The 19890-nt window shown below is 43.2% G+C and carries 20 protein-coding genes and 1 tRNA gene; 12 read left to right on the forward strand and 9 right to left on the reverse strand.

Features of this window, described 5'->3' with window-relative positions:
• Positions 1-154: 154 nt before the first annotated feature.
• Both GGD38_RS26250 and GGD38_RS26255 read right to left on the reverse strand, forming a co-directional pair.
• Positions 155-1399: an exo-alpha-sialidase gene (locus GGD38_RS26250; RefSeq protein WP_375296629.1), complete on the reverse strand. Its 1245-nt coding sequence runs from the start codon at positions 1397-1399 to the stop codon at positions 155-157.
• A 164-nt stretch (positions 1400-1563) separates the two neighbouring features.
• Positions 1564-2340: a dienelactone hydrolase family protein gene (locus GGD38_RS26255; protein WP_375296628.1), complete on the reverse strand. Its 777-nt coding sequence runs from the start codon at positions 2338-2340 to the stop codon at positions 1564-1566.
• 371 nt (positions 2341-2711) lie between these two features.
• Here GGD38_RS26255 and GGD38_RS26260 point away from each other — a divergent pair, with 371 nt between their 5' ends.
• The 3 genes from GGD38_RS26260 (at position 2712) to GGD38_RS26270 (ending at position 5931) form a co-directional block, all read left to right on the forward strand.
• The gene (locus GGD38_RS26260; protein WP_375296627.1) at positions 2712-3812 is read left to right on the forward strand and encodes an LptF/LptG family permease; all 1101 of its coding nucleotides are present in this window, start codon (positions 2712-2714) and stop codon (positions 3810-3812) included.
• A gap of 159 nt (positions 3813-3971) precedes the next feature.
• A complete protein-coding gene (locus GGD38_RS26265) occupies positions 3972-5297 on the forward strand; it encodes a citrate (Si)-synthase, eukaryotic (protein WP_375303905.1) in 1326 nt (441 codons plus the stop codon).
• A 322-nt stretch (positions 5298-5619) separates the two neighbouring features.
• Positions 5620-5931, forward strand: a complete 312-nt coding sequence (locus tag GGD38_RS26270) for a hypothetical protein (RefSeq protein WP_375296624.1) — start codon at positions 5620-5622, stop codon at positions 5929-5931.
• 16 nt (positions 5932-5947) lie between these two features.
• Here the strand turns inward: GGD38_RS26270 and GGD38_RS26275 are convergent, their stop codons facing one another.
• From GGD38_RS26275 to GGD38_RS26285, 3 genes are read right to left on the reverse strand one after another with little or no spacing between them, the layout of a single operon-like run.
• Positions 5948-6613: a hypothetical protein gene (locus GGD38_RS26275; protein ID WP_375296623.1), complete on the reverse strand. Its 666-nt coding sequence runs from the start codon at positions 6611-6613 to the stop codon at positions 5948-5950.
• 13 nt (positions 6614-6626) lie between these two features.
• The gene (locus tag GGD38_RS26280; protein ID WP_375296622.1) at positions 6627-6953 is read right to left on the reverse strand and encodes a hypothetical protein; all 327 of its coding nucleotides are present in this window, start codon (positions 6951-6953) and stop codon (positions 6627-6629) included.
• A gap of 18 nt (positions 6954-6971) precedes the next feature.
• Entirely contained in the window at positions 6972-7466 is a 495-nt protein-coding gene (locus GGD38_RS26285; RefSeq protein ID WP_375296621.1) for a hypothetical protein, read from the reverse strand.
• Between the two features lie 76 nt (positions 7467-7542).
• On the opposite strand from GGD38_RS26285, the gene GGD38_RS26290 reads away from it, so the two are divergent.
• Complete coding sequence (locus tag GGD38_RS26290; RefSeq protein WP_375296620.1) at positions 7543-7956, forward strand: SMI1/KNR4 family protein; 414 nt, start codon at positions 7543-7545, stop codon at positions 7954-7956.
• A gap of 55 nt (positions 7957-8011) precedes the next feature.
• On the opposite strand, the gene GGD38_RS26295 is transcribed toward GGD38_RS26290, so the two are convergent.
• Positions 8012-8371, reverse strand: coding sequence for a hypothetical protein (locus GGD38_RS26295; protein WP_375296619.1), 360 nt, complete (start codon positions 8369-8371; stop codon positions 8012-8014).
• Between the two features lie 320 nt (positions 8372-8691).
• Here GGD38_RS26295 and GGD38_RS26300 point away from each other — a divergent pair, with 320 nt between their 5' ends.
• A complete protein-coding gene (locus tag GGD38_RS26300; protein ID WP_375296618.1) occupies positions 8692-9987 on the forward strand; it encodes an acetylxylan esterase in 1296 nt (431 codons plus the stop codon).
• Positions 9988-9997: 10 nt separating this feature from the next.
• Here GGD38_RS26300 and GGD38_RS26305 read toward each other — a convergent pair whose 3' ends face one another.
• Positions 9998-12913, reverse strand: coding sequence for a DEAD/DEAH box helicase (locus tag GGD38_RS26305; protein WP_375296617.1), 2916 nt, complete (start codon positions 12911-12913; stop codon positions 9998-10000).
• Between the two features lie 301 nt (positions 12914-13214).
• Here GGD38_RS26305 and GGD38_RS26310 point away from each other — a divergent pair, with 301 nt between their 5' ends.
• From GGD38_RS26310 to GGD38_RS26340, 7 genes are all read left to right on the forward strand, one after another.
• Complete coding sequence (locus tag GGD38_RS26310) at positions 13215-13499, forward strand: hypothetical protein (RefSeq protein ID WP_375296616.1); 285 nt, start codon at positions 13215-13217, stop codon at positions 13497-13499.
• Between the two features lie 97 nt (positions 13500-13596).
• Complete coding sequence (locus GGD38_RS26315) at positions 13597-14319, forward strand: hypothetical protein (RefSeq protein WP_375296615.1); 723 nt, start codon at positions 13597-13599, stop codon at positions 14317-14319.
• 93 nt (positions 14320-14412) lie between these two features.
• On the forward strand, positions 14413-14589 hold the full coding sequence (locus GGD38_RS26320; protein WP_375303906.1) for a DUF2625 family protein: 177 nt from the start codon (positions 14413-14415) through the stop codon (positions 14587-14589).
• A gap of 32 nt (positions 14590-14621) precedes the next feature.
• A complete protein-coding gene (locus tag GGD38_RS26325; protein ID WP_375296614.1) occupies positions 14622-15011 on the forward strand; it encodes a DUF6157 family protein in 390 nt (129 codons plus the stop codon).
• Positions 15012-15153: 142 nt separating this feature from the next.
• Positions 15154-15227 (forward strand) — tRNA-Ala (locus GGD38_RS26330).
• Positions 15228-15320: 93 nt separating this feature from the next.
• Positions 15321-16010: an aspartate/glutamate racemase family protein gene (locus tag GGD38_RS26335; protein WP_375296613.1), complete on the forward strand. Its 690-nt coding sequence runs from the start codon at positions 15321-15323 to the stop codon at positions 16008-16010.
• Positions 16011-16272: 262 nt separating this feature from the next.
• Entirely contained in the window at positions 16273-16422 is a 150-nt protein-coding gene (locus GGD38_RS26340) for a hypothetical protein (RefSeq protein WP_375296612.1), read from the forward strand.
• Positions 16423-16662: 240 nt separating this feature from the next.
• Here GGD38_RS26340 and GGD38_RS26345 read toward each other — a convergent pair whose 3' ends face one another.
• Together GGD38_RS26345 and GGD38_RS26350 are read right to left on the reverse strand one after the other, a co-directional pair.
• A complete protein-coding gene (locus tag GGD38_RS26345; RefSeq protein ID WP_375296611.1) occupies positions 16663-17322 on the reverse strand; it encodes an alpha/beta family hydrolase in 660 nt (219 codons plus the stop codon).
• Between the two features lie 47 nt (positions 17323-17369).
• On the reverse strand, positions 17370-19781 hold the full coding sequence (locus tag GGD38_RS26350) for a gliding motility-associated C-terminal domain-containing protein (RefSeq protein ID WP_375296610.1): 2412 nt from the start codon (positions 19779-19781) through the stop codon (positions 17370-17372).
• Between the last annotated feature and the right edge of the window lie 109 nt (positions 19782-19890).

Here is a 19890-nt window from a genome sequence, read left to right on the forward strand (position 1 = left end):
TGAAACGGCAACGGTCTTACAGTTCTGCATTCCTTTTTAGCCAAAGCCTCGCGAAACATAGCAGCTGCTGAGCCCGCATGAGGCCTGCCAAGCAGTTATTAGCCTTGCAACTCGGTAGCATTTCACGTTTGCCGTTTCACGTTTGCCGGCCGTTTCACGGTTCCGTACTTCCATTTAATATCCAGGGAAGATTGAACTTATGGAATTCAATTGATTTGTTACTGGTGCTGCTGCTATGAACATCTTCATTGATCTCAATTAATGCGCCCACGCAATAATCGGCAGTTTTTGCCATACTTGTGTAACCACCTTTTGCAACTGTAATATTTGCATAGTCACAGGTGTTCCAATCAAAAACAGGTCTGCTTCTTGCCCATGTTTGTCCTTCATCATAACTAATGCGTACTGTCATGTTGCAGCGTTGATCGATATCATTGGGGTTCAGAAAATATATTCTTGCAGGGTCATCGGTATTGTACCGGATCATCGATCCTTCACATTTAGGATCTGTTAGGGCATTATCGGGCGCAAATGACCCAAAGCCGCCTTCAATGGTGCCAAATGATTTTCTTCTTTTTTTGGCGGTTGCCCATGTACTGCTATTGGGGCGGTCATTTCTCATTAAACGTCCATCCATCAGTTCTACAATGGTGCTTTCATCGGTAGTGCCTGGTATAAGTTGATATTGCCAGGTAACGCCATGATCGTCGCTGTAAATATTTCGGCCCAATGCAGGAATAATAAGCCGGCCCGGGTGATCGTAAGCTGTTACAATACCATTGCCGGGCCCCACCGCATCCCATTTATAAGTAGGTGGTACCAGTGTACTGGTGCGGTCTACAGGAGTTGACCAGGTAACGCCATGATCATCACTATAGGATGAATAAACCTTTCTGTCGCCCCAGCTGTCAAAATCGGCCCATTCGTCAATGGCGCCATCATTCCAGCACATAAACAACCAGAGCCTGCCGTTTGTACCCAGGTTAGGGTCGTATACTGCTGTTGGGTTTCCCCAGGTGCCGCTTCCACTGGCGGCCACTTCACCAAGGGCCGACCAGGTTGAGCCATTATTTGTTGACCTTTTAAACACCACATTGATATCGCCGTAATCACTGGGGCTCCACCTTCTGCCTTCTGCAAAAGCCACCAGTGTGCCGTTTTTGGTTTTGATAATAGAGGGGATGCGAAAAGAGTGGTAAATGCTTTCATTGCCGCCATCAAAAAGCCTCATACTGGTATGAATGGGAGTTGCTTCGGTGGTTGCTGTTCTTTCGTTGTTTTCCTGTTGAACAGCCTCTTGCGGAGACTGCTTTTTGTTACAACCAAAAACCAACACCAATAAGAGTAAAGGCCATACCTGTAAGCACCGGTTATGGCAAGCCAAATCGTAAAATTTCATAGCAATCGTTTTAGGTTTTGTGTTATATGTGCTACATAATAAAGTAAAAGAATTATAGGCAGAATTCCAAAAAGTATTTTTAAGCACTATTAATAGCGGTTGTAGGTAAAAAAATAGCCCCGCCTACATCGTAGGCGGGGCTAATATGTGGAACTTAATATTTTTTATTTCTTCTGCTTAAACAACCAAGGTAGAAGTCCTGGCTCTACAAACACATTATCCCAGCTATTATGGCCAACGCCGGGGTATTCGGTGTATTTCACTTTGGCGCCGGCGTTTGTAAGGGCATTTCTCATAAGCCTTGAATTGCTTACCGGAACTACCTGGTCGTTATCGCCATGGAAGATCCAGATCGGAAATTTCTTCCCATATATTGAAACTTTATCGGGATCGCCGCCACCACAAATAGGAAAGGCTGCGGCAAAGAAATTGGGTTTACGCCATAACAACTCAAAGGTGCCCATGCCACCCATGCTCAGTCCGCCCAGGTACACCTGTTTTTTATTTACCGTTCCGGTGGCTACCAGCGAATCGAGCAGTTGGCTAACCAGGCTCAGGCTGGGGCCAATAGGCTGGTTGCTGTCGAACCTGAATTTACCTAAGGAGTCGTTTTTCTCGGGATCACGTTTTAGGCGTGCCCAGAAATCGGTATTGGGGCATTGCGGAACCACAACAAAAGCCGGGAATTGTTGGCGCAGGGCAGAATCGGCAAACATTTTTCCGCCATGTACCAGTTGGGCTTCGTTATTATTGCCGCGTTCACCAGAGCCATGGAGGAACATGATCAATGGGTACTTTTTGCCGGCCTCATAATTTACGGGATAAAGCAGGCGGTAGCGCAGGGTATCGGTACCCTTAATAAATTCCTTCTTTTCATATTGTGCTCTAACGTTGGTCACAGCTAATACAAGAAGAAGTAAGGATGTGATTCTAATCATCATTATCTTGGTTTGAGTGTTTTACAGTTCACTGTTCTCAGTTCATAGTTCATAGTTCTCAGTTCTTAGTTTGAGACTCGCAACGATTACCGGGCCTGGAAACTTCGGAAACCATTTGCCGTTTCACGTTTTACGACCGCGCGAGGCTTGAAGTTTCGGACACTATTGTCGATTGCCGGCTTCCATTCTCACCAAACAAGTTACACAAATTCCACCCAAAGCCCCTGTAACCACCTAAATTATCACATTAGCACATTATCAAATTATCACATTATGGTTCCGTTTTCTTAAAGTTCAATTAGAGTTCGTTAAAGTCTACCAAACTGGCCTTTTTTCAACTACATTTGCCACGCCGTACATTTGCAGCTTACCGAATGATAAAAAAACTCGACTGGTACATATTAAAGAAGTTCATTTCTACGACTGTGTTCATGGTATTGATCTTTTGTGTAATTGCCGTAGCGATCGATACCAGCGAGAAAGCTGATGACTTTGTAAAATCGGGGTTACCCACTTCCAAGATCATTACCCTGTATTATTTCGGATTCGTTCCCTTCATCATATCCATGATATTTCCGCTGATGGTGTTCATTGCCACCATTTTCTTCACCTCAAAACTGGCGGGCAAAAGTGAACTGGTGGCTATTTTAGCTGGTGGCGTTCGATTTAACCGTATGCTGCGCCCATACTTTTTGGGGGCCTTATTAATGGGCGGAATATTTTGGGTGGCTACCCAATACTGGATACCTAAGGCCATGTTGTTGCGCGCTAACTTTCAAACCCAATACATCGACAGTAAAAGCTCTTACGAACAAGGTGAGGCGGCCAAACGTACCCGCAGTTATTACTTTAGGGTAAATACAAACACCTTTGCCGGTATGCGCAATTACGATACCAGCAGCAAATCGGCCAACGACTTTTACCTCAACCGGCTTAATGGTACCAAACTGGTGTATAACCTGCGGGCCGATTACCTGCGTTGGGATACGGCCAAAAAGATCTGGAAGTTGCAAAATGTTACAGAACGTAAGATCGAAGGCGTAAAGGAAATAACAAAGGTGATTCCCGAAATGACGATGAACCTGAACCTTAAGCCCAACGAGATCAAGTTCGACAAATACCTGAAAGATAAAATGACCACCCCCGAACTGGTGCGGTATATAAAAGGTGAAGAGGCGCGGGGGTCAGAAGGCCTGAATGATTATAAAGTAGAACGGTACCGGCGCGATGCCAACCCAATATCAGTGTTCATCCTAACCATGATTGGCGCGGTCATAGCATCGCGCAAAACAAGAGGTGGTAGCGGATTGCACCTGGCAGTGGGCATTATATCGGCAGCTTTCTTTGTAGTAATGGATAAGTTCTCACTCACCTTCTCTACAAAAGGAAGCTTTCCGCCAATGCTGGCAGCGTGGACGCCCAATATCATATTTTCTATGTTTGCAGTTTGGATGTATCGTATTGCACCCAAATAAATATATGCATTAAGAAAATATTAATATAAGCAAACGATTGTTGTTTATTTCAATTGTTGCTGTTGTGGAATTAATTTTGCGGTTTTGTGAGGGTTTGTTATAACTTTAGCTAGCTAAATTGCTTCATAATTACATATTTACAAATAATCATACTGCATCATGGGAATTCTTAAGGATAGGTTTAAGATAAAGGCAGAAGCCTCTGCAGCCGACGTAAAAGAACTGTTAAAGCAACATGGTAGTAAAAAGATCGGAGAAGTTCAACTTTCTCAGATCTACCAGGGTATGCGTGGCATTACCGGCCTGGTGTCCGAAACTTCGTTACTCGATGCAAAAGAAGGTATCCGTTTCCGCGGATATTCTATTCCCGAATTACAAAAGCATTTACCAAAAGTGCCGGGTGGTACCGAACCATTGCCCGAAGGACTCTTTTACCTGATGCTTATTGGCGAGCTGCCCGATGAAGAAGCCGTTAATTACATTACCTCAAGCTGGCAACGCCGCTCACACGTACCTAACCACGTGTTTGCTGCCATAGATGCTTTACCTGTTACTGCACACCCCATGACGATGTTTGTAACCGGTATTATGGCCCTGCAAACTGAAAGTAACTTCGCCCGCCGTTATGCAGAAGGCATGAATAAGAAAGACTACTGGGATGCCGTGTTCGATGATTCAATGGACCTTATTGCCCGCCTTCCCCGTGTAGCAGCTTACATTTACCGTCGTAAATATCACAACAATCAACATATTCAGCCCAACGGCTTGCTCGACTGGGCAGGTAACCTCGCTCACATGCTGGGTTACGAAGATGAGAGCTTTAAAGAACTGATGCGTTTGTATATGACCATACATGCCGACCACGAAGGCGGTAACGTATCGGCCCACACAACGCACCTGGTTGGTTCTGCGCTGAGCGATCCTTACCTGAGCCTGGCTGCAGGTATGAATGGTTTAGCTGGTCCGTTACATGGCTTGGCTAACCAGGAAGTGGTTAAATGGATCACGGAAATGCAGAAAGAACTGAAAACTGAAGTTCCTACCAAAGCGCAGATTGAAGGATATGTTAAGAAAACCCTGGGTGAAGGAAAAGTAGTACCTGGTTACGGCCACGCGGTATTACGCAAAACCGATCCCCGCTTTAGTGCACAACAGGATTTTGCAAAACGTCATTTCCCCGAAGATCCATTGGTACAAATTGTTTGGAACGTGTACGATGTAGTTCCGCCAATTTTAGAATCGCTGGGTAAGGTTAAGAACCCATGGCCAAATGTAGATGCACATAGCGGTGCGCTGCTGGTTCATTACGGAATGGTTGAATATGAGTTCTATACTGTATTGTTTGGCGTTAGCCGTGCACTTGGTGTACTGGCCAGCCTTATTTGGGACAGAGCACTTGGCTTTGCGTTGGAGCGTCCGAAGTCAGTAACTACCGACCTGGTAAAAGCCTGGATAGACGGAAAAGATGAGATCTGGGGCGACTAATTCCTACTCTTCTAATATTTAAATTTATACAAACCCTGCCGCAAGGCGGGGTTTTTTGTTGCAGGGTGGGTACCCTTTTCAAAGGGTGCCCACCCTGAATGGTACGGCGGGCTGTTCGGCAAGGGTGCCCCACCTTAAAACCATGTCTGTGTAACCTCTCATCCTAGGGTCATCCTGGGGTCATCTTAGGGTCATCCTGGGGTTATCTTAGGGTTTCAACCCCAGGATGACCCCAGTATAACCCTAGCAATACCCTAAGTTGACCCTAAGACCAGACATATATGTTAGGTATTTCTTATATTTATGATACAAACGATTGCTTATGGCTATTAGTAACAGTGTCTTTCTCCAATTATCGGGGCAGCTGAATAAAGAAATAGTTTTTAAGAAGTACGGCGATAAGATCGTCGTAAGTAAGTATCCCAACATGAGCAAAAGAACGCTCAGCCCTAAACAGAAAAAAAATCACGAAATTATGTACGAGGCAAATAGTATTGCCCGGGGCATTATGCGCAATGAGGAGTTAAGCCGGGCCGCACAGGTGCGGTTGAATGTAACCCGGAATAAATTGTATACGGCGCTGATAAGGGAGTATTTCAGCAACTATAAGGCGCAGGAAAATTCGGCTGGCTGATTGGGGTATAAAGAATTTACTTTTTAGGTTTTGCCTTTACCAGTTGTTCAAACTGTTTGGGCAGTTTTTCCTTTCTCTCAAAAATGGTATCTATGCGCGGTGTCGATATATCGAGCAGCGTGTAGTAGTCTGCTGTAGCTATTGTTGTATCCTTAGGATCGTCAACGCTATTGTCGTGCCCCTGGTGTTCCCATATAAGGGTTTGTAAATGCTTGCTGCTATCTCTGAAAAGCCAGGAGTTCAATTGCATAAAATCACCGGCATCGCCCCAGGTTTCGCCCAGTTCAATATAATTGGTGATGGTATCTTTTTTAAGATCGAAAAAGAAAAGCTTAATAGAAGAGGGTACATATTCAGAAGGTGTTCGGGCAATAAGGCCCAGGCGGTTGCTGTCGATAGCGAATTTAAAAATACCAAACAATTGCGGCGGATCGCTGAAATGCCTTTGCCGAATGTCTTCAGGGAACATCATGGCGCCGGCGCTGTCTATTTCTTTGCCATAGAAATAGCTGCTTGAGTCCTGAGGTGATGACACTTCCAACGTATCGATGCCGATGTTAAAAAAGTAAGCAAGCGTTTTTTTATGCTTGCTTTCTTTTGTGCCGGGTTTTGCATTAATGGGTTCCTGTTGGCCACAACTGCAAACAGCGTACAGGCATATAAGATAGAAAAGTTGTTTCATGGTCATGGCAGGGTTACAAAATAATAAGGGTTACTAATAGAAAAAGCAACAACAGCATAGATAAGGCCAGCGACAGGAACTTCAATATTTTATTGGTACGGCTGCTTCCGTTTACGATTACTCTATACACTACTGCCACTGCAAGCGTGAGCGCCAAAGCCGCCAGTGGCGTGAACACAAATAAATTGAATTCAAAACTCTTCAGCTCAAGATTGAATGAATCTTTAAACACCCATTCGTAAACAAATTTCAGGTTTATTGCAAATGCAATTAGTAAGATGGCTACCCCGGTAAGGGCCAGGTCCCAAACCTGTTTTTTAGTTGCTTTTGATGTTGTCATAGGTATGGATTTGAATAGTTAACAGCCGCCAACGCCATGTATTTTAAACGTGGCGTCGGTTTTATTGCCGGTTATTTGAATAGTGCCTTTATACATAGCCGCTTCCTCATATTGTTCAACTACTTTCAGTTTCAATACTACTTTAAAGCCGCCGCCATGGTAAACACTAATATAATTTTTAGTATTAAGCTCATTTGATGGACTGCTATCTTTTGTAAGGCGAATTTGTTTGCCTTTTACTTTAATAAAGTGGTTGTCGCCGTAATCAGATACGAAGACGTATCTGTAATTGTCTGGTTTACAGGTATCGTAAGTGAAGGTTTCGCTGCAGCCATCAATACTGGCAGGGGCAGCGAACAGATCGAGTTTAAAAGGGCCTTTTTTCTCCTGTTGTTTATTGGCGCCGGTTTTACGGGCTGTACCGGGTTTTGCTTTTTTGGTTACCGCCTTATCGTTATTGTCGCAACAGGTTAATACTACCACGGCAAAAAGGCCGCATACTATTTTTCTCATATCGGTTACTGGTAATGTAATTTGCAAGAAATTGATGTATTTTGATCAATAACCTGCACAATATAATAATTGATCAATGAATTCGCCAGTACCCTGGATAAATGAGGCTATTTTAACCTGGAAAAGGGAAGGTGTTGCACTGCAGTCGGGCGCTTTGGAGAGTTATATTGCCGAAGTGGAGCAATGGCTGGGTTTTTCTTTCCCAAACGACTTTTACGAATTTTATAAGGCGGTAAATGGGTTTGAAAATAGTGACATGAATAAGGATATGTTTTACCTGTGGCCGCTGGAAGTTATTTGGGCCGAGTACCAGGGGAACGATGATGATGAGTTTATTGCTTTTTGCGATTTTATGATCAACAGTCACCAAATTGGCTTCATTAAAGGCCAGCCTGGTATTTATAAGAGTTACGACCGGACCGAAAAGGTAGCCGACAATTTTAAAGAATTTATTGAAATACTAAACAGCAATGCAGACCCGCTGTATTAGTTGTTAACCCGTCAACTCGTCAACTTGTCAACTTGTTAACTTGTTAACTCGTAAACTACCTCTCCACATTAAGGATCTTACCTTCCTTTAGCATTACCCGAAGGGTTTGTTTGGTAAACAGGATTTCCTCAGGTCTAAAGGGTTCATCTCTTAATTGCGAGATCTGCGATTTTTTATTGGCTTCATATTCATTGATATGAACAAGAACCGATTCGCCGGCCACCTTTCCTACTTTCAGTAATGTATAGTGACCGTTTTCGGTAGCCATTTCATATATATCACCGACCTGGGGTTGCAGTACCAGTTGTATGTTCTTTTTATCATTATTGTGTTCAAGTATGCGCCATACGATAGTGGCGCCTATCAAGAGGAGTAAGGTAACGATCAACAGTTTTTTGTTGTAAGGAATAACCATAAAAGGGCTGCTTATTAATTTATATTTGTCAACGGCCAAAATAGCTATTTATTTTATCATGTATTGTAAATAACTGATGCTTTAGGGTTCACAGCCGGTGGTGGGTTACGGGCATTCTTTTTCAGTAAATTACACCAGGCGGAAAATAAGCATACCATTGAGAAAATGAAAATAAGAACAGCCAGCCGCTGAGCGCCTCTAAGCATATTAGTTAATTTTGGAATGTTTTAAAATGTGGGTGTTATTGCGAGGCTACGATAATGGCTTATGATAAACTGCTTTTACCAAAAAATTACCCCAAGTTCAGATAATTATTTACAATGAAAAAATTACGACTGATTGTTTCCCTCCTGTTAGTTACTTCAATTGCTGTGGCGCAGAATGCTGCTGCCCCTTTGAAGATGATCGATTTTGTGCTTACACCCGATGCGGCCGACTGGAATTACAAAACAGATCAGAATGCCACGGTGCAGGTAAGTGTTTACCGGTTTGGCGTACCGGTTAGCAATGCCACCATCAATTATGAAATAGGGCCCGAGCAATTGCCTGCTGAAAAAAAGGGAAGCCTGGTGCTGAAGAACGGTCAGGGGAAAATAGAAGTGGGCACCAGCCATGAACCCGGCTTAAGACAATTGGTGGTAAGAACGGAATACAATGGCCGCAGTTATAGTGACCTTATAAAACTGGCGTACTCGCCTGAGCAAATAGTGCCTACTGTTCCCATGCCGGCCGACTTTCTGCAGTTTTGGGATAATGCAAAAGCCGAGGCGGCAAAGGTGCCAATGGATGTTGAATTAACGCCATTGCCGCAATATGCAACAACAACCGTTGATGTGTTTTTGGTAAACCTGCAGAACTATAAAAAGGGGCAACGTTTGTATGGTTACCTGTGCAAGCCAAAAGCGCCCGGTAAATACCCGGTGTTGTTTACGCCGCCCGGCGCCGGAGTAAAAAGTATACTTCCCTATACAGCGTATGCCGAACAGGGTTATATCAGCCTCAGTATTGAGATCCATGGTATATCGCCCATGCTCGATGTAGAAACGTACAAAAATATCAGCAGCGCCCTGGGTGATTATATGACCATTAAACTCGATGACCGCGATAACTACTATTACAAAAAGGTGTACCTGGGTTGTGTGCGCAGCATCGATTACCTGTGCAGCCTGCCCGATTGGGACGGAAAGAATGTAGTTGTTACTGGTGGCAGCCAGGGTGGAGCGCTGTCAATAGTTACGGCCGGGCTCGATAAACGCGTAACCAGCCTGGCAGCCTTTTACCCGGCCCTGTGCGATATAACAGGCTACCTGCATGGCCGCGCCGGCGGTTGGCCGCATATGTTAAACAAGGGCAACCAACCGGTGAACAATACGCCGGAAAAATTAAAGACCATCAGTTATTATGATGTAGTAAACTTTGCCAAACAGGTTACTGCTCCGGGCTTTTATTCCTGGGGGTATAATGATAATACCTGTCCGCCCACTTCGGTATTTGCAGCCATCAATACTATTAAGGCCCCAAAGACAATTGTAATAACACCCATTACCGGTCACTGGCGTTTTGAAGAAACCAACCAGGAGTCGCTGGAGTGGCTAAAGAAACAGTTGGTGAAATAAGTGGTCTTTGCTAATGATCGAGCATTGAAAGCCATTCTGCTTTTGTTATAGAAGTAAAGAAAGAAGCTTCCGACTTCAGCAAATCGCTCGATAGCGCCCGTTTGGTAGCCTGCAATTTTATTATTTTTTCTTCAACCGTATCAGGACAAATAAGTCTTACCGCCATCACTGCTTTGTTTTGGCCAATGCGATAGCTGCGGTCGATAGCCTGGTTCTCAACGGCCGGGTTCCACCAGGGATCAACGAGGTACACATAATCGGCTTCGGTTAAGTTAAGACCAGTGCCGCCGGCTTTAAGGCTTATGAGAAATACCCGCACAGCCGGGTTATTTTGAAAATGATTTACTACACCTTGCCTGTCTTTTGTACTACCGGTAAGGTATTCAAATGCGATACCCCGGTGTTGCAGTTCTTTTTTTATAAGTTCAAGCATCGATACAAATTGTGAGAACACGAGCACTTTGTGATATTGGGCTTTATTCTCTATTTGCTCAAGCAGTACTTCAATTTTTGCGCTATTGTCGCCAAACAACTTTTCATCGGGCAGTAAAAGTGGCGAGTCGCAGATCTGTCGCAGCCGGGTGAGGCTTCTTAATACATGAATAGAGTTACGTTCAATTTCTTCATCTGTTCTTCCGGCAATATAATCTCGGAACTCCTGTTCATAGGCCTCATATACTTTACGCTGGGGTTCTTCCATTGGGCAATACAATACCATTTCTGTTTTCTCCGGAAGCTCGCGGGCAACATCTCTTTTTGTTCTTCGTAAAATAAATGGCGCCACCTTTTTCTGCAATTGCAACGCATGGCGGCTGCTTTTGAATTTATCTATGGGAATCGAGAACAGGTCTTTAAATGATCGTTTATTGCCAAGCAGTCCGGGGCATGCGAATGAAAGTTGTGCAAACAGATCGAATGTATTGTTTTCCACCGGTGTACCGGTAATGGCTATTTTGTTGCGGCTCTGTAACTGCCGTGCGGCATAATAGCGTTGCGATTCAATGTTCTTGATGTTTTGCGATTCATCGAGAAAAACATAATTGAACCTGTATTTTGTAAGAAATGTTATGTCAGAAAGCAGGGTGCCGTAAGACGTTAAAATAAGCTCGTAATTATCGAACACCGTGATGTCCTTTATTCTGCCGGCGCCATACAGCGTAAGCATTTTTATGGAAGGGGCGAATTTTTCTACTTCTGCCTGCCAGTTAAAGATAAGCGAAGTAGGCACCACCACCAGGTTGGTATTCTGTGTTGTCTTTTTGCGCTGGGCTAAAATAAAAGCAATGATCTGAAGGGTTTTACCAAGACCCATATCATCGGCCAGACAACCGCCGAAGTTAAAATCGTCGAGCAGGTTCAGCCAGGCAAGGCCCTGCTTTTGATATTCACGTAAAGAAGCATTCAGTTCTTCGGGTATAATTACCTCGTTGGAGAAATCAACCTCTTTGAGTTTCGATTCAAATACGGCGATCTCTTTTTTAACAGATTCGTCGAGCTCATCGTCACGGAAAAGAAGTTTAACTTCTTCGTAATTGAACTTGGGTATTTGTAAAACTTCGTCAACTACCTCAGCTGCGTTGAAATAGTCCTCAAACTTTTTTAACCATTCGGCGGGCAGAATTCCCAGCGTACCATCGTCCAGCTGTACAAACTTGCTTTTGTTACGCACAGATGTTTGCAATTGCTTTAACGAAACCTTCTTCTTGCCAAAGCGAACTTCCACGCTGGTATTGAACCAGTCTAACCCACTAATAACCCTGATGGTAATTTTAGCTTTATTGCTATTGAGCTTATTGCCTTTAAGTTGATTAAAGCCCAGCACCATAATGCCTTCAGCCTGCCACTGCTCAAAGGCGTTTAGGAACCAATCTTCATTTAAAAAACGCTTTTTATGCAGGTAGAAGTAGGGGAGGTCGGTTTCAAGTTGTTCTTCAAAATCTTCGTGTTGTTGTAAGAGCAAAGAGATAAACTTTATTTCTGCATTATTATCGCGGTCAACGGCGAATACTTCGCCCTCGCTATCCTGGGTATAGATCTGCCGTTTGGTAAGCACCGGAATTTCTACCGAACCGTATCTCATTACAGGATTAATAAGCACGTAATTGTCGAGGTCAGATAAATAGATGAATTTCTCCAGTTCGTTTACACCGCTTTGTTTCACTTGCATTTTACTACCCGGTTCAACAAAAGCATAATTAACGCTGATGAGGTCTTCCAGTTTGGCCAGAATGTTTTGCTGCACGTTTGAGTATTCTGATTGATGCAGCTTTAAACCCGATGGCTGTTGCTTAAAGAAGCGGGCAAGTTTCAGCAGGTGAAATTTAGATAACAGGTGAATAGATTCACCCCGAAGTATAAAGTAATCGTATTTGATCTCAATATCACCAAAAGTGACGGTCTTATTTGCAAACTGTATTTGCGGAACTATGTAATACCATTCATCTTCTTTGCGAATGGAAAGGTGTATATCTTTAATGGCATCGCCAATATTCACTTCTTTTAATGAGCCGGCCGTTACGTTTTCAGAGAACTCCGGTTCGTGATAAAAGAATCGCAGGGCGAGCGGGTTCAACATAACGGTCTTAAGCGCTTCAATATCTGCAGCAGATTTGGTTGCGGTAGGATTGTTTTGAAAACGGCTTAATGCGGTTAGGAATTTTAATTCATCGAGCTGTTTGGCTTTTAAGGCAGCATCAAAAGGGTTAACCAGTTTTAATGGGTTCTTTAGCTTGCCGGTTTGGGTGGTACCGGCCAGATAGAGCTCAAGCGTGAGTTGTTTATGAAAGCGGTAGTTTTTTAGAACAACAATATGGTCATCGGGGTTGAGCGACAACCCTGAAATGGGGGCTTTTCTATCGTCCGTTAACAATTGCTCCTGCAGGTCTTTTATATTGCCCATTAAAAAGAAGGTGTGATTTGGTCGCAAACTACGGTTTTTGTGGTTCAGCCGCGAATTCGTTATTTTTTATTTAGGCTAAATAAGTAATGATATGGCTTCTACGAAACTATTTTTCAATTAAGTAAGGAAGAACAGGATAGCAGGTTAAAAGCTGTTTTGGAAGAAGAAATGGTAACAGTAAAAGCGATGAACCTGCCTATAATTTATCGAAATGAACTGTGCGTAAAGCCAAACCAATTCATTCATAAATACCCCAACGGCCGCACTGAGCTTATAGAAATTAATATCAACAATTCTGAAGAAAAAGTAATTAAGGTTTTACAACAGCATGATTAAGCCTGCGCTTTTTATAGTGGCCGGACCTAATGGCGCAGGAAAAAGTCTTTTCTCCAAAGAATTAACGGTTACAGAACTCGAAGTTTTTGATGGTGATAAGCACATGACTGCTTTAGTGAAAAAATATCCCGAAACGGGTAGTGAAGCACTTTGGTCTTATATCAATGACAACATATTTGCGCAGGAAAAGCGAAAGGCGTTAGCCACCCGCTTAAATTATGCTTTTGAAACCAACTTTAGTTCAAATGATCCCATGCAAAGCGCCAGCCATGATTAATATGAGTTGACGGTTGCTTCTTTTCTTACTTTTTTAACCTACATTTTATAATAAAAATTACCAGGCGAGTGTTATGGGGTTGTACAAATAAAATATAATGAAATCTATCCTTACCTGTTTGATAACGACTATTTCAATAGTGTCGTTTGGGCAAACCGTAAAGATCATGAAGCCAACTATCGGTACGCCCAACAATTATTCCAAACAAGAGCAGGCCTTATGGCAAACAGTTATTGAGAAGAACCGGAAGTTGGGCGATGGCAGCCTGAGCTATGACGATTTGAGTTCAGTTGAAAGAACCTTTTTAGACAGTTTAGATAATGGGTATGGTCCGGTATCAGAAGGCCCGGGTTGTAGCTGGTATTGTGGTGGTGAAATGTATAAGGTAACATCTGATGCTTATTTGAAGGGAAGTACAAGTTATAAGCCAGACAATATTCACGATTTTGATTTGCTCACTGCGTGGGTGCCCGACACTACAAAGGGTGTGGTGGGTAAGAAGATCAATTTTCACTTTAAGCCTTTGTCGCCGAGAGTAAACGAATTCAGGATCTACAATGGTTACCTCAAAAACTATGATCTATTCAAAGCAAATTCAAGGGTCAGGAAGTTTAAGCTGTATATTAACAATAAGCCTTATGCTATACTGGAGCTTGCCGATACAACAGCTTCGCAAACGTTTAGCATTCCGGCAACCCGGTCAACCGTAAAGAACAAGGACCTGGTATTGACATTTGAGATCATGGAAATATATAAGGGCGATAAGTATTTAGATGTTGCGGTAAGTGAAATAAATTTTAGTGGATTGGATGTACATTAACTTTTATGGTATGATACGGATTTTTATTGCATCTATATTTACGCTAGTTACATTGAAAACAACAGCTCAAAACAAAATGCGCCCGGTGGAAGAATTAAATTAACCGAACGCGTAAAAGCGTTAGATGGTAACATGGTTTTTAACTTTGTACCATTTCTTTGGACGAAGGAGGGTAAGGATATAAATAAAAATAAGCGAAAGGCAGTGCCTGTAGAGGAACAGTTTAGTTTAAATCTTGACTTCAGAAAACAACTTGGGCTGGATAAATAATGTGACTTTATATGAAAGTTAAACACACCTACATGCCTGATAAAAAAATACATACCACCAATTACACTAACACATTTATTGAAGTGGCGGAAGATACGAAAGCAGATCATGGTACAAGACCGCCAACAAAAGGCGATAAAAAGACTGTTGCAGAAATGCAGTATGAGTTGATTGCAAACAATCCCTATAAATTCACTTCAGATGACGTGTTGTTTCAGGTGTTTGCCAGCAGGAACGATCTCACAAAAGCAGAGCTAAAGAAGGCCAGGGAAGAATTCTTTTCAAAAGGGCAGGCCTGTTTAAGAGCTTCGCCATTAACAAAGAGTTATGGATTTGGTGTGCATTGTGATACCGAGGGTAAAGTGGCGTTGTACGGAGTTGAACTGACAAATACCAGAAATTCCTGTCAGATGCAAAGGTAAAGAAGGTGAAGGCGATGCGGACGTCGAGGAAGTAGGAAATGACTAATATTTAGACTTTTAAGCATTTATTTGGTAGAAACGAAAGAGAAACATATATTTGCAACCCGATAAAATAACCAGTTGTTTTATCAGGTTGATTTACGGGGAATTAGCTCAGTTGGCTAGAGCGCTTGCATGGCATGCAAGAGGTCACCGGTTCGACTCCGGTATTCTCCACTTCTTTCAAAGGTCTGCAGCAATGCGGGCCTTTTTTGTTTTCCAGAATAGGGTAACTACAGGATTACCTGATTCATGCTTAAATTTACCCTCATGAAAACAATTGGGCTCATAGGCGGCACCGGTTGGGTGTCAACTGTAGACTACTACAAGCTCATCAACGAATTGATCAATGAAAGATTAGGCGGTGTTCATGCTGCAAAGCTGATCCTTTATTCACTCAATTTTGGTGAAATTAAACCCCTTCTCGATATAAATGACTGGGATAGCATTAGTCGCATTTATACAAATGTTGCCATTAAGCTGAGGGAGGCTGGCGCCGACTGTATTGTACTTGCTGCTAACACACCTCACCTCATTGCTGATAATATTAAGTTAGCCAGTCAGCTTCCTTTGATCCATATCGCTGAGGCTACATCTAAAGCCATAAAGGAAACCGGCCTTAAAAAAGTGGGGCTTCTTGGCACCAGATTCACAATGGAAAATTCGTTTTATAAAGATACGCTTGCCGATCATGGGATTGCTTGCATTGTTCCAAATGAAACGGAACGAACCTTTATCCATAACTCAATCCTTAACGAAATGGTTAAAGGCATTTTTACCGACGTAGCAAAGGCTTCCCATCTTGAGATCATCAACAGTCTTATATCTCAAGGCGCTGAAGGCATCGTGTATGCTTGTACTGAAATTCCCATTTTGCTGAAGGATATAAGCTTTCCCGTTACAACATTTGATACCACCCTTATTCATGCAAAAGCGGCAGTAGCATTCGCAATTGATTAGCCGTCCTCAGGACGGGGCAGGACAATTCCCCGGCATTGCTACAATAATTTGCTATTATTGACATGCCATATGAAAAAGACTTGCACTAGACGCCACCCACACAAAGAACTGGGATTTCTATTGCACCGGTGGCCGTAATGGCGGTACCTGGACGTCCATTCCCGTTCCCTCGCATTGGGAACAGCACAGCTTTGGCAATTATAATTGTGGCCGCGATAATGTTACCTACGGTAAAAACTTTGTTTATGCCGATGAGAAGGGCTTGTATAAAACGCAAGTCAACGTTCCTGCCAACTGGCAAAACAAAGAGATCGGTAGTGCGCCCTGGATGTATCCTGAGCTTAAAGGGTATTTTGCAGATATTGTTTGGATAGAATTAAACACACTGGAAGGCAGGTTTACTATTGCATGATGAAGACCTGTTTGTGCGGTTGTTTAATTTCTATGGAGTAAGTGGAGCAAAACCTACGCCTGAATTGCCTAAAGGTGATATCTCTTTTCTTGACGGTATTCCACCTGTAGGAACAAAGTTTGGTGTAAGTACTGTAAGCGTACAAGCGCTTGGGCCCACTAGTGAATTGAATGACATACACAAAACAGTTAAACGCACGCTTTACTTCTACTTTGGTTTACCCTTAAAAAAATAGATCCCTCATTTAATTATTTTTTCAACCCACTCACTGGTGGCTTTTACCAGCATGCTCATGGTATCTACTTTTTTTCCTGCTTTAAAGCTATGATCGGCGCCTTCGAGTTTTACCAGTTTAGCTTTCTTTAGCCCGCCACAAACCTGTTCAATAAGGTCCCATTGTGCCAGCGTGTCTTTGGTGCCCTGCAAGAAAAGCTTGGGCACTTTTACTTCTTTTAAATGATCGGCCCGGTCAATGGAAGGTTTGCCTGCTGCATGCAAAGGAAATCCATAAAAGATGATGCCCTGTACTTCTGCATCGGGGTGGGTTGCTAAATATTGTGAGCTCATACGGCCTCCAAACGATTTACCGGCTGCAAACAAAGGCAGTTCGGGGAATTTAGAGCGTGCCATATTGATGGCCGCTTCAATAGTCTGGTGTGCTACAGCCGGTGTATCGGGACGGCCTTTTTTATTCTCGGCAAATGGAAAGTTGAATCGCATGGTGCCAATGCCCACAGCTGCCAACGATTCAGACAGCGTAACCATAAAAGAATGGTCCATACCAGCACCGGCGCCATGGGCCAGCGTTAACAGGCAGGTGGCGTTGGCCGGAACATTATATTCGGCAGTTACTTTACCTATGGTGGCTGAAACAGGTAATGAAATGCGTTTGGCGCTCATAGTCTTTATTTAAGAATAAAGATAACGCTTCATTGAGTAGCTGAGCATTATTTAATTAGCGCCACTGTTCCTTTAACCTGGTGGGCAAGGCCAAGCCCATCTTCCCATACGCAGTTGAATACATAGGTTCCGGTTACTTGTATATAACCGTTTGTTTCACCATTCCATCGCTGGTGAATATTGTTGGTTTGAAAGATCATTTGCCCCCATCGATTATAAATGACCATTTTGTAATTCTTTATTTCACATTGTCCAATGTGCGGGCCAAATAGCTCATTCAACCCGTCGTGGTTAGGCGAGAAGGCGCTGGGAAACATAACACACCGGGTAAACAGGGTGTCGCAATATTCGGTTTTGGCAATGGCTGTATCAAATGCCATACAGCCGTTTATGTCTATAGCTTGTATGGTTGTTCTGGTATCGCTGTTAATAGTAGTATTGAACGTGCTCTTTGTTGTTGGCTGCAGGTTGTTCCATATGTATTGTATGCCGGTATTGTTGCTTAGCACCGTTGCATTAAAGGTCACCTTTTGTGTGGCGCACACCAGGGTGTCCTTTGGATTAATAGCAAGTTTTAACGCAGGCGATTGTTCAATAAAAAAAGATTCTTTTAATGTACAGCCAAAATTATCTTTTACGATCAAAGTGTTTGCGCCGGGTGGAATGTTCGTGTAGTTCGTTTGCTTACTGAAAGGGGAGTTGTTAATGGAAAAGGAAAGTGTGGCGGTTCCTTTTCTTACAGAATCAATGATAAGCATGCCGGCAGGTAAACCACAATACGCATCTTTTTTTGTGAGCCATAATTTCTCTGGCCCTGCTACCGGTTGAACGGCCACCTGTTTTTGTAAGCTACAGCCGGCATCGTCATAAATAGTGATGGTGTAGTTACTTGCTCGAAGGTTTTTAAAAGAGGCATCGTTGCCTGTGGGCTCGCTGTTCAATGCATATTTGTATGGCGGCGTACCGCCTTGTACCTTATCAATAGTTATACTACCATCGTGTTGGCTGCAGTGATCGCCCACTGTAGATATAATGGCAGTTTGAATAAAGTTCGATGCTGCCGGCATATTGAAATATAAAGTGGTGTCTTTGTGCGAGGTAAGGTCTGTGACTTTTACCGAATAATTACCTGCACATACATTTGAAAGGGTAGGGGTTGTAGCCCCATTGCTCCATTCATATTTAAAATTGCCACTACCGCAGCCGGCTATTACTGTCACGGAGCCTGTACAGGAACAACCCCTGGGTGGTTTGAAATTGGTCTCAACTTTTAATGGAGCGTTCACCGCAAATTGTACATTGAAAGAATCCATACGGTTACAGGCGCCGTTTATTGTTTGGTAGTTGAGATAGTATTTGCCTTCCTGTATTGCTTTCACCTGGTCGCCATTGACGTTATTGCCGTCGGGGGTTGTCCACCATACTGAAGTTACTTTATTGTTACAGGAAGAAAGCGCTGCTTTTAATTGTGTGCCCAGGTTGGCACAAATGGGCGAATTGTCTACAGGCTGAATGTTTGTTTTTACTGTACAGGTTGGCGCCTGGCAAAGTTCTGCATAGCTGGCAACACCGTAAATAAATATATTGGCACTGCCTATTACAATGGAGGGAGTACTATTAACGGTCATTGTAACCGGGTCAACCTGGTAAATATTACCCCGGTCGGCAACGTACAAAAAGCCATCACCTAAATTGGTCAATCCAAAATAACCGATAGTGGTTGAGTTAATAAACTTTTTTGTGGTGATGGCGCCTGTACGTACATCGATCTTTGCAATTGAATTATTTGTACAGGAGAGGTACAGCATACCGTCCATAAAGGTGAGGTCGCCTGCAGAGCCGAGGTTAGCGGTTGTCAGGTTGGCAATAACGCAGATTTCCCAGGTAGCGAGGTTTACCTTAACGATCTGCACCCCCATTGTAGCATCATAAGCAACTACGTACAGGTTGCCTGCGGCATCAGCAGTCATTGCGTTGGATACTGTATAATTGTCGAGCCCTTTTACAAACTCCATGCCTGCATTACCCGGGTCTATTTCATAAATGCCATTGGGAAATCCGCCGCAACCATACAGCTTGCCATTCGATGCCCAGGTAATGTCAACCACGCTTACGGGCATTATGCCAACATGTTTCCAAATGCCGGTATTAAGATCGCCCCAAAACAGGCTGCCAAATGCTTCACATGCCCAGATAATGGAACTTGGTTTGCATGATGCCTGGCTGGAATTAAGATAACAGGAAAAGTCTTTTTCGTCTGTAAGGCCGTTATTGTCATCGTCAATAAGATTGCCGCAGATCTCAGTTGCTTGAGTGCGTTGCTGAATACGGGCTTGTGGTATTTGGGCCGTTGTGCTCTTATGATTAAGATCAACGGGTTGCGAAAATGCATATGGCATGCAAACCCATAATAACATGGTTATCGCAAAAGTTTTGGTATCGGGGAACGCTACGCTCACAAATTATATTAAAAAATGTCAAATTGAATTACCGGGCGTGTTGGTAAGGTTCAACATTTGTTTAATTCAGGCCTATCTCACCGGGGCACACCTTGGTTTGTTCAATGTG

This window comes from Niastella sp. OAS944 (assembly GCA_024809215.1).
Lineage (GTDB): Bacteria > Bacteroidota > Bacteroidia > Chitinophagales > Chitinophagaceae > Niastella.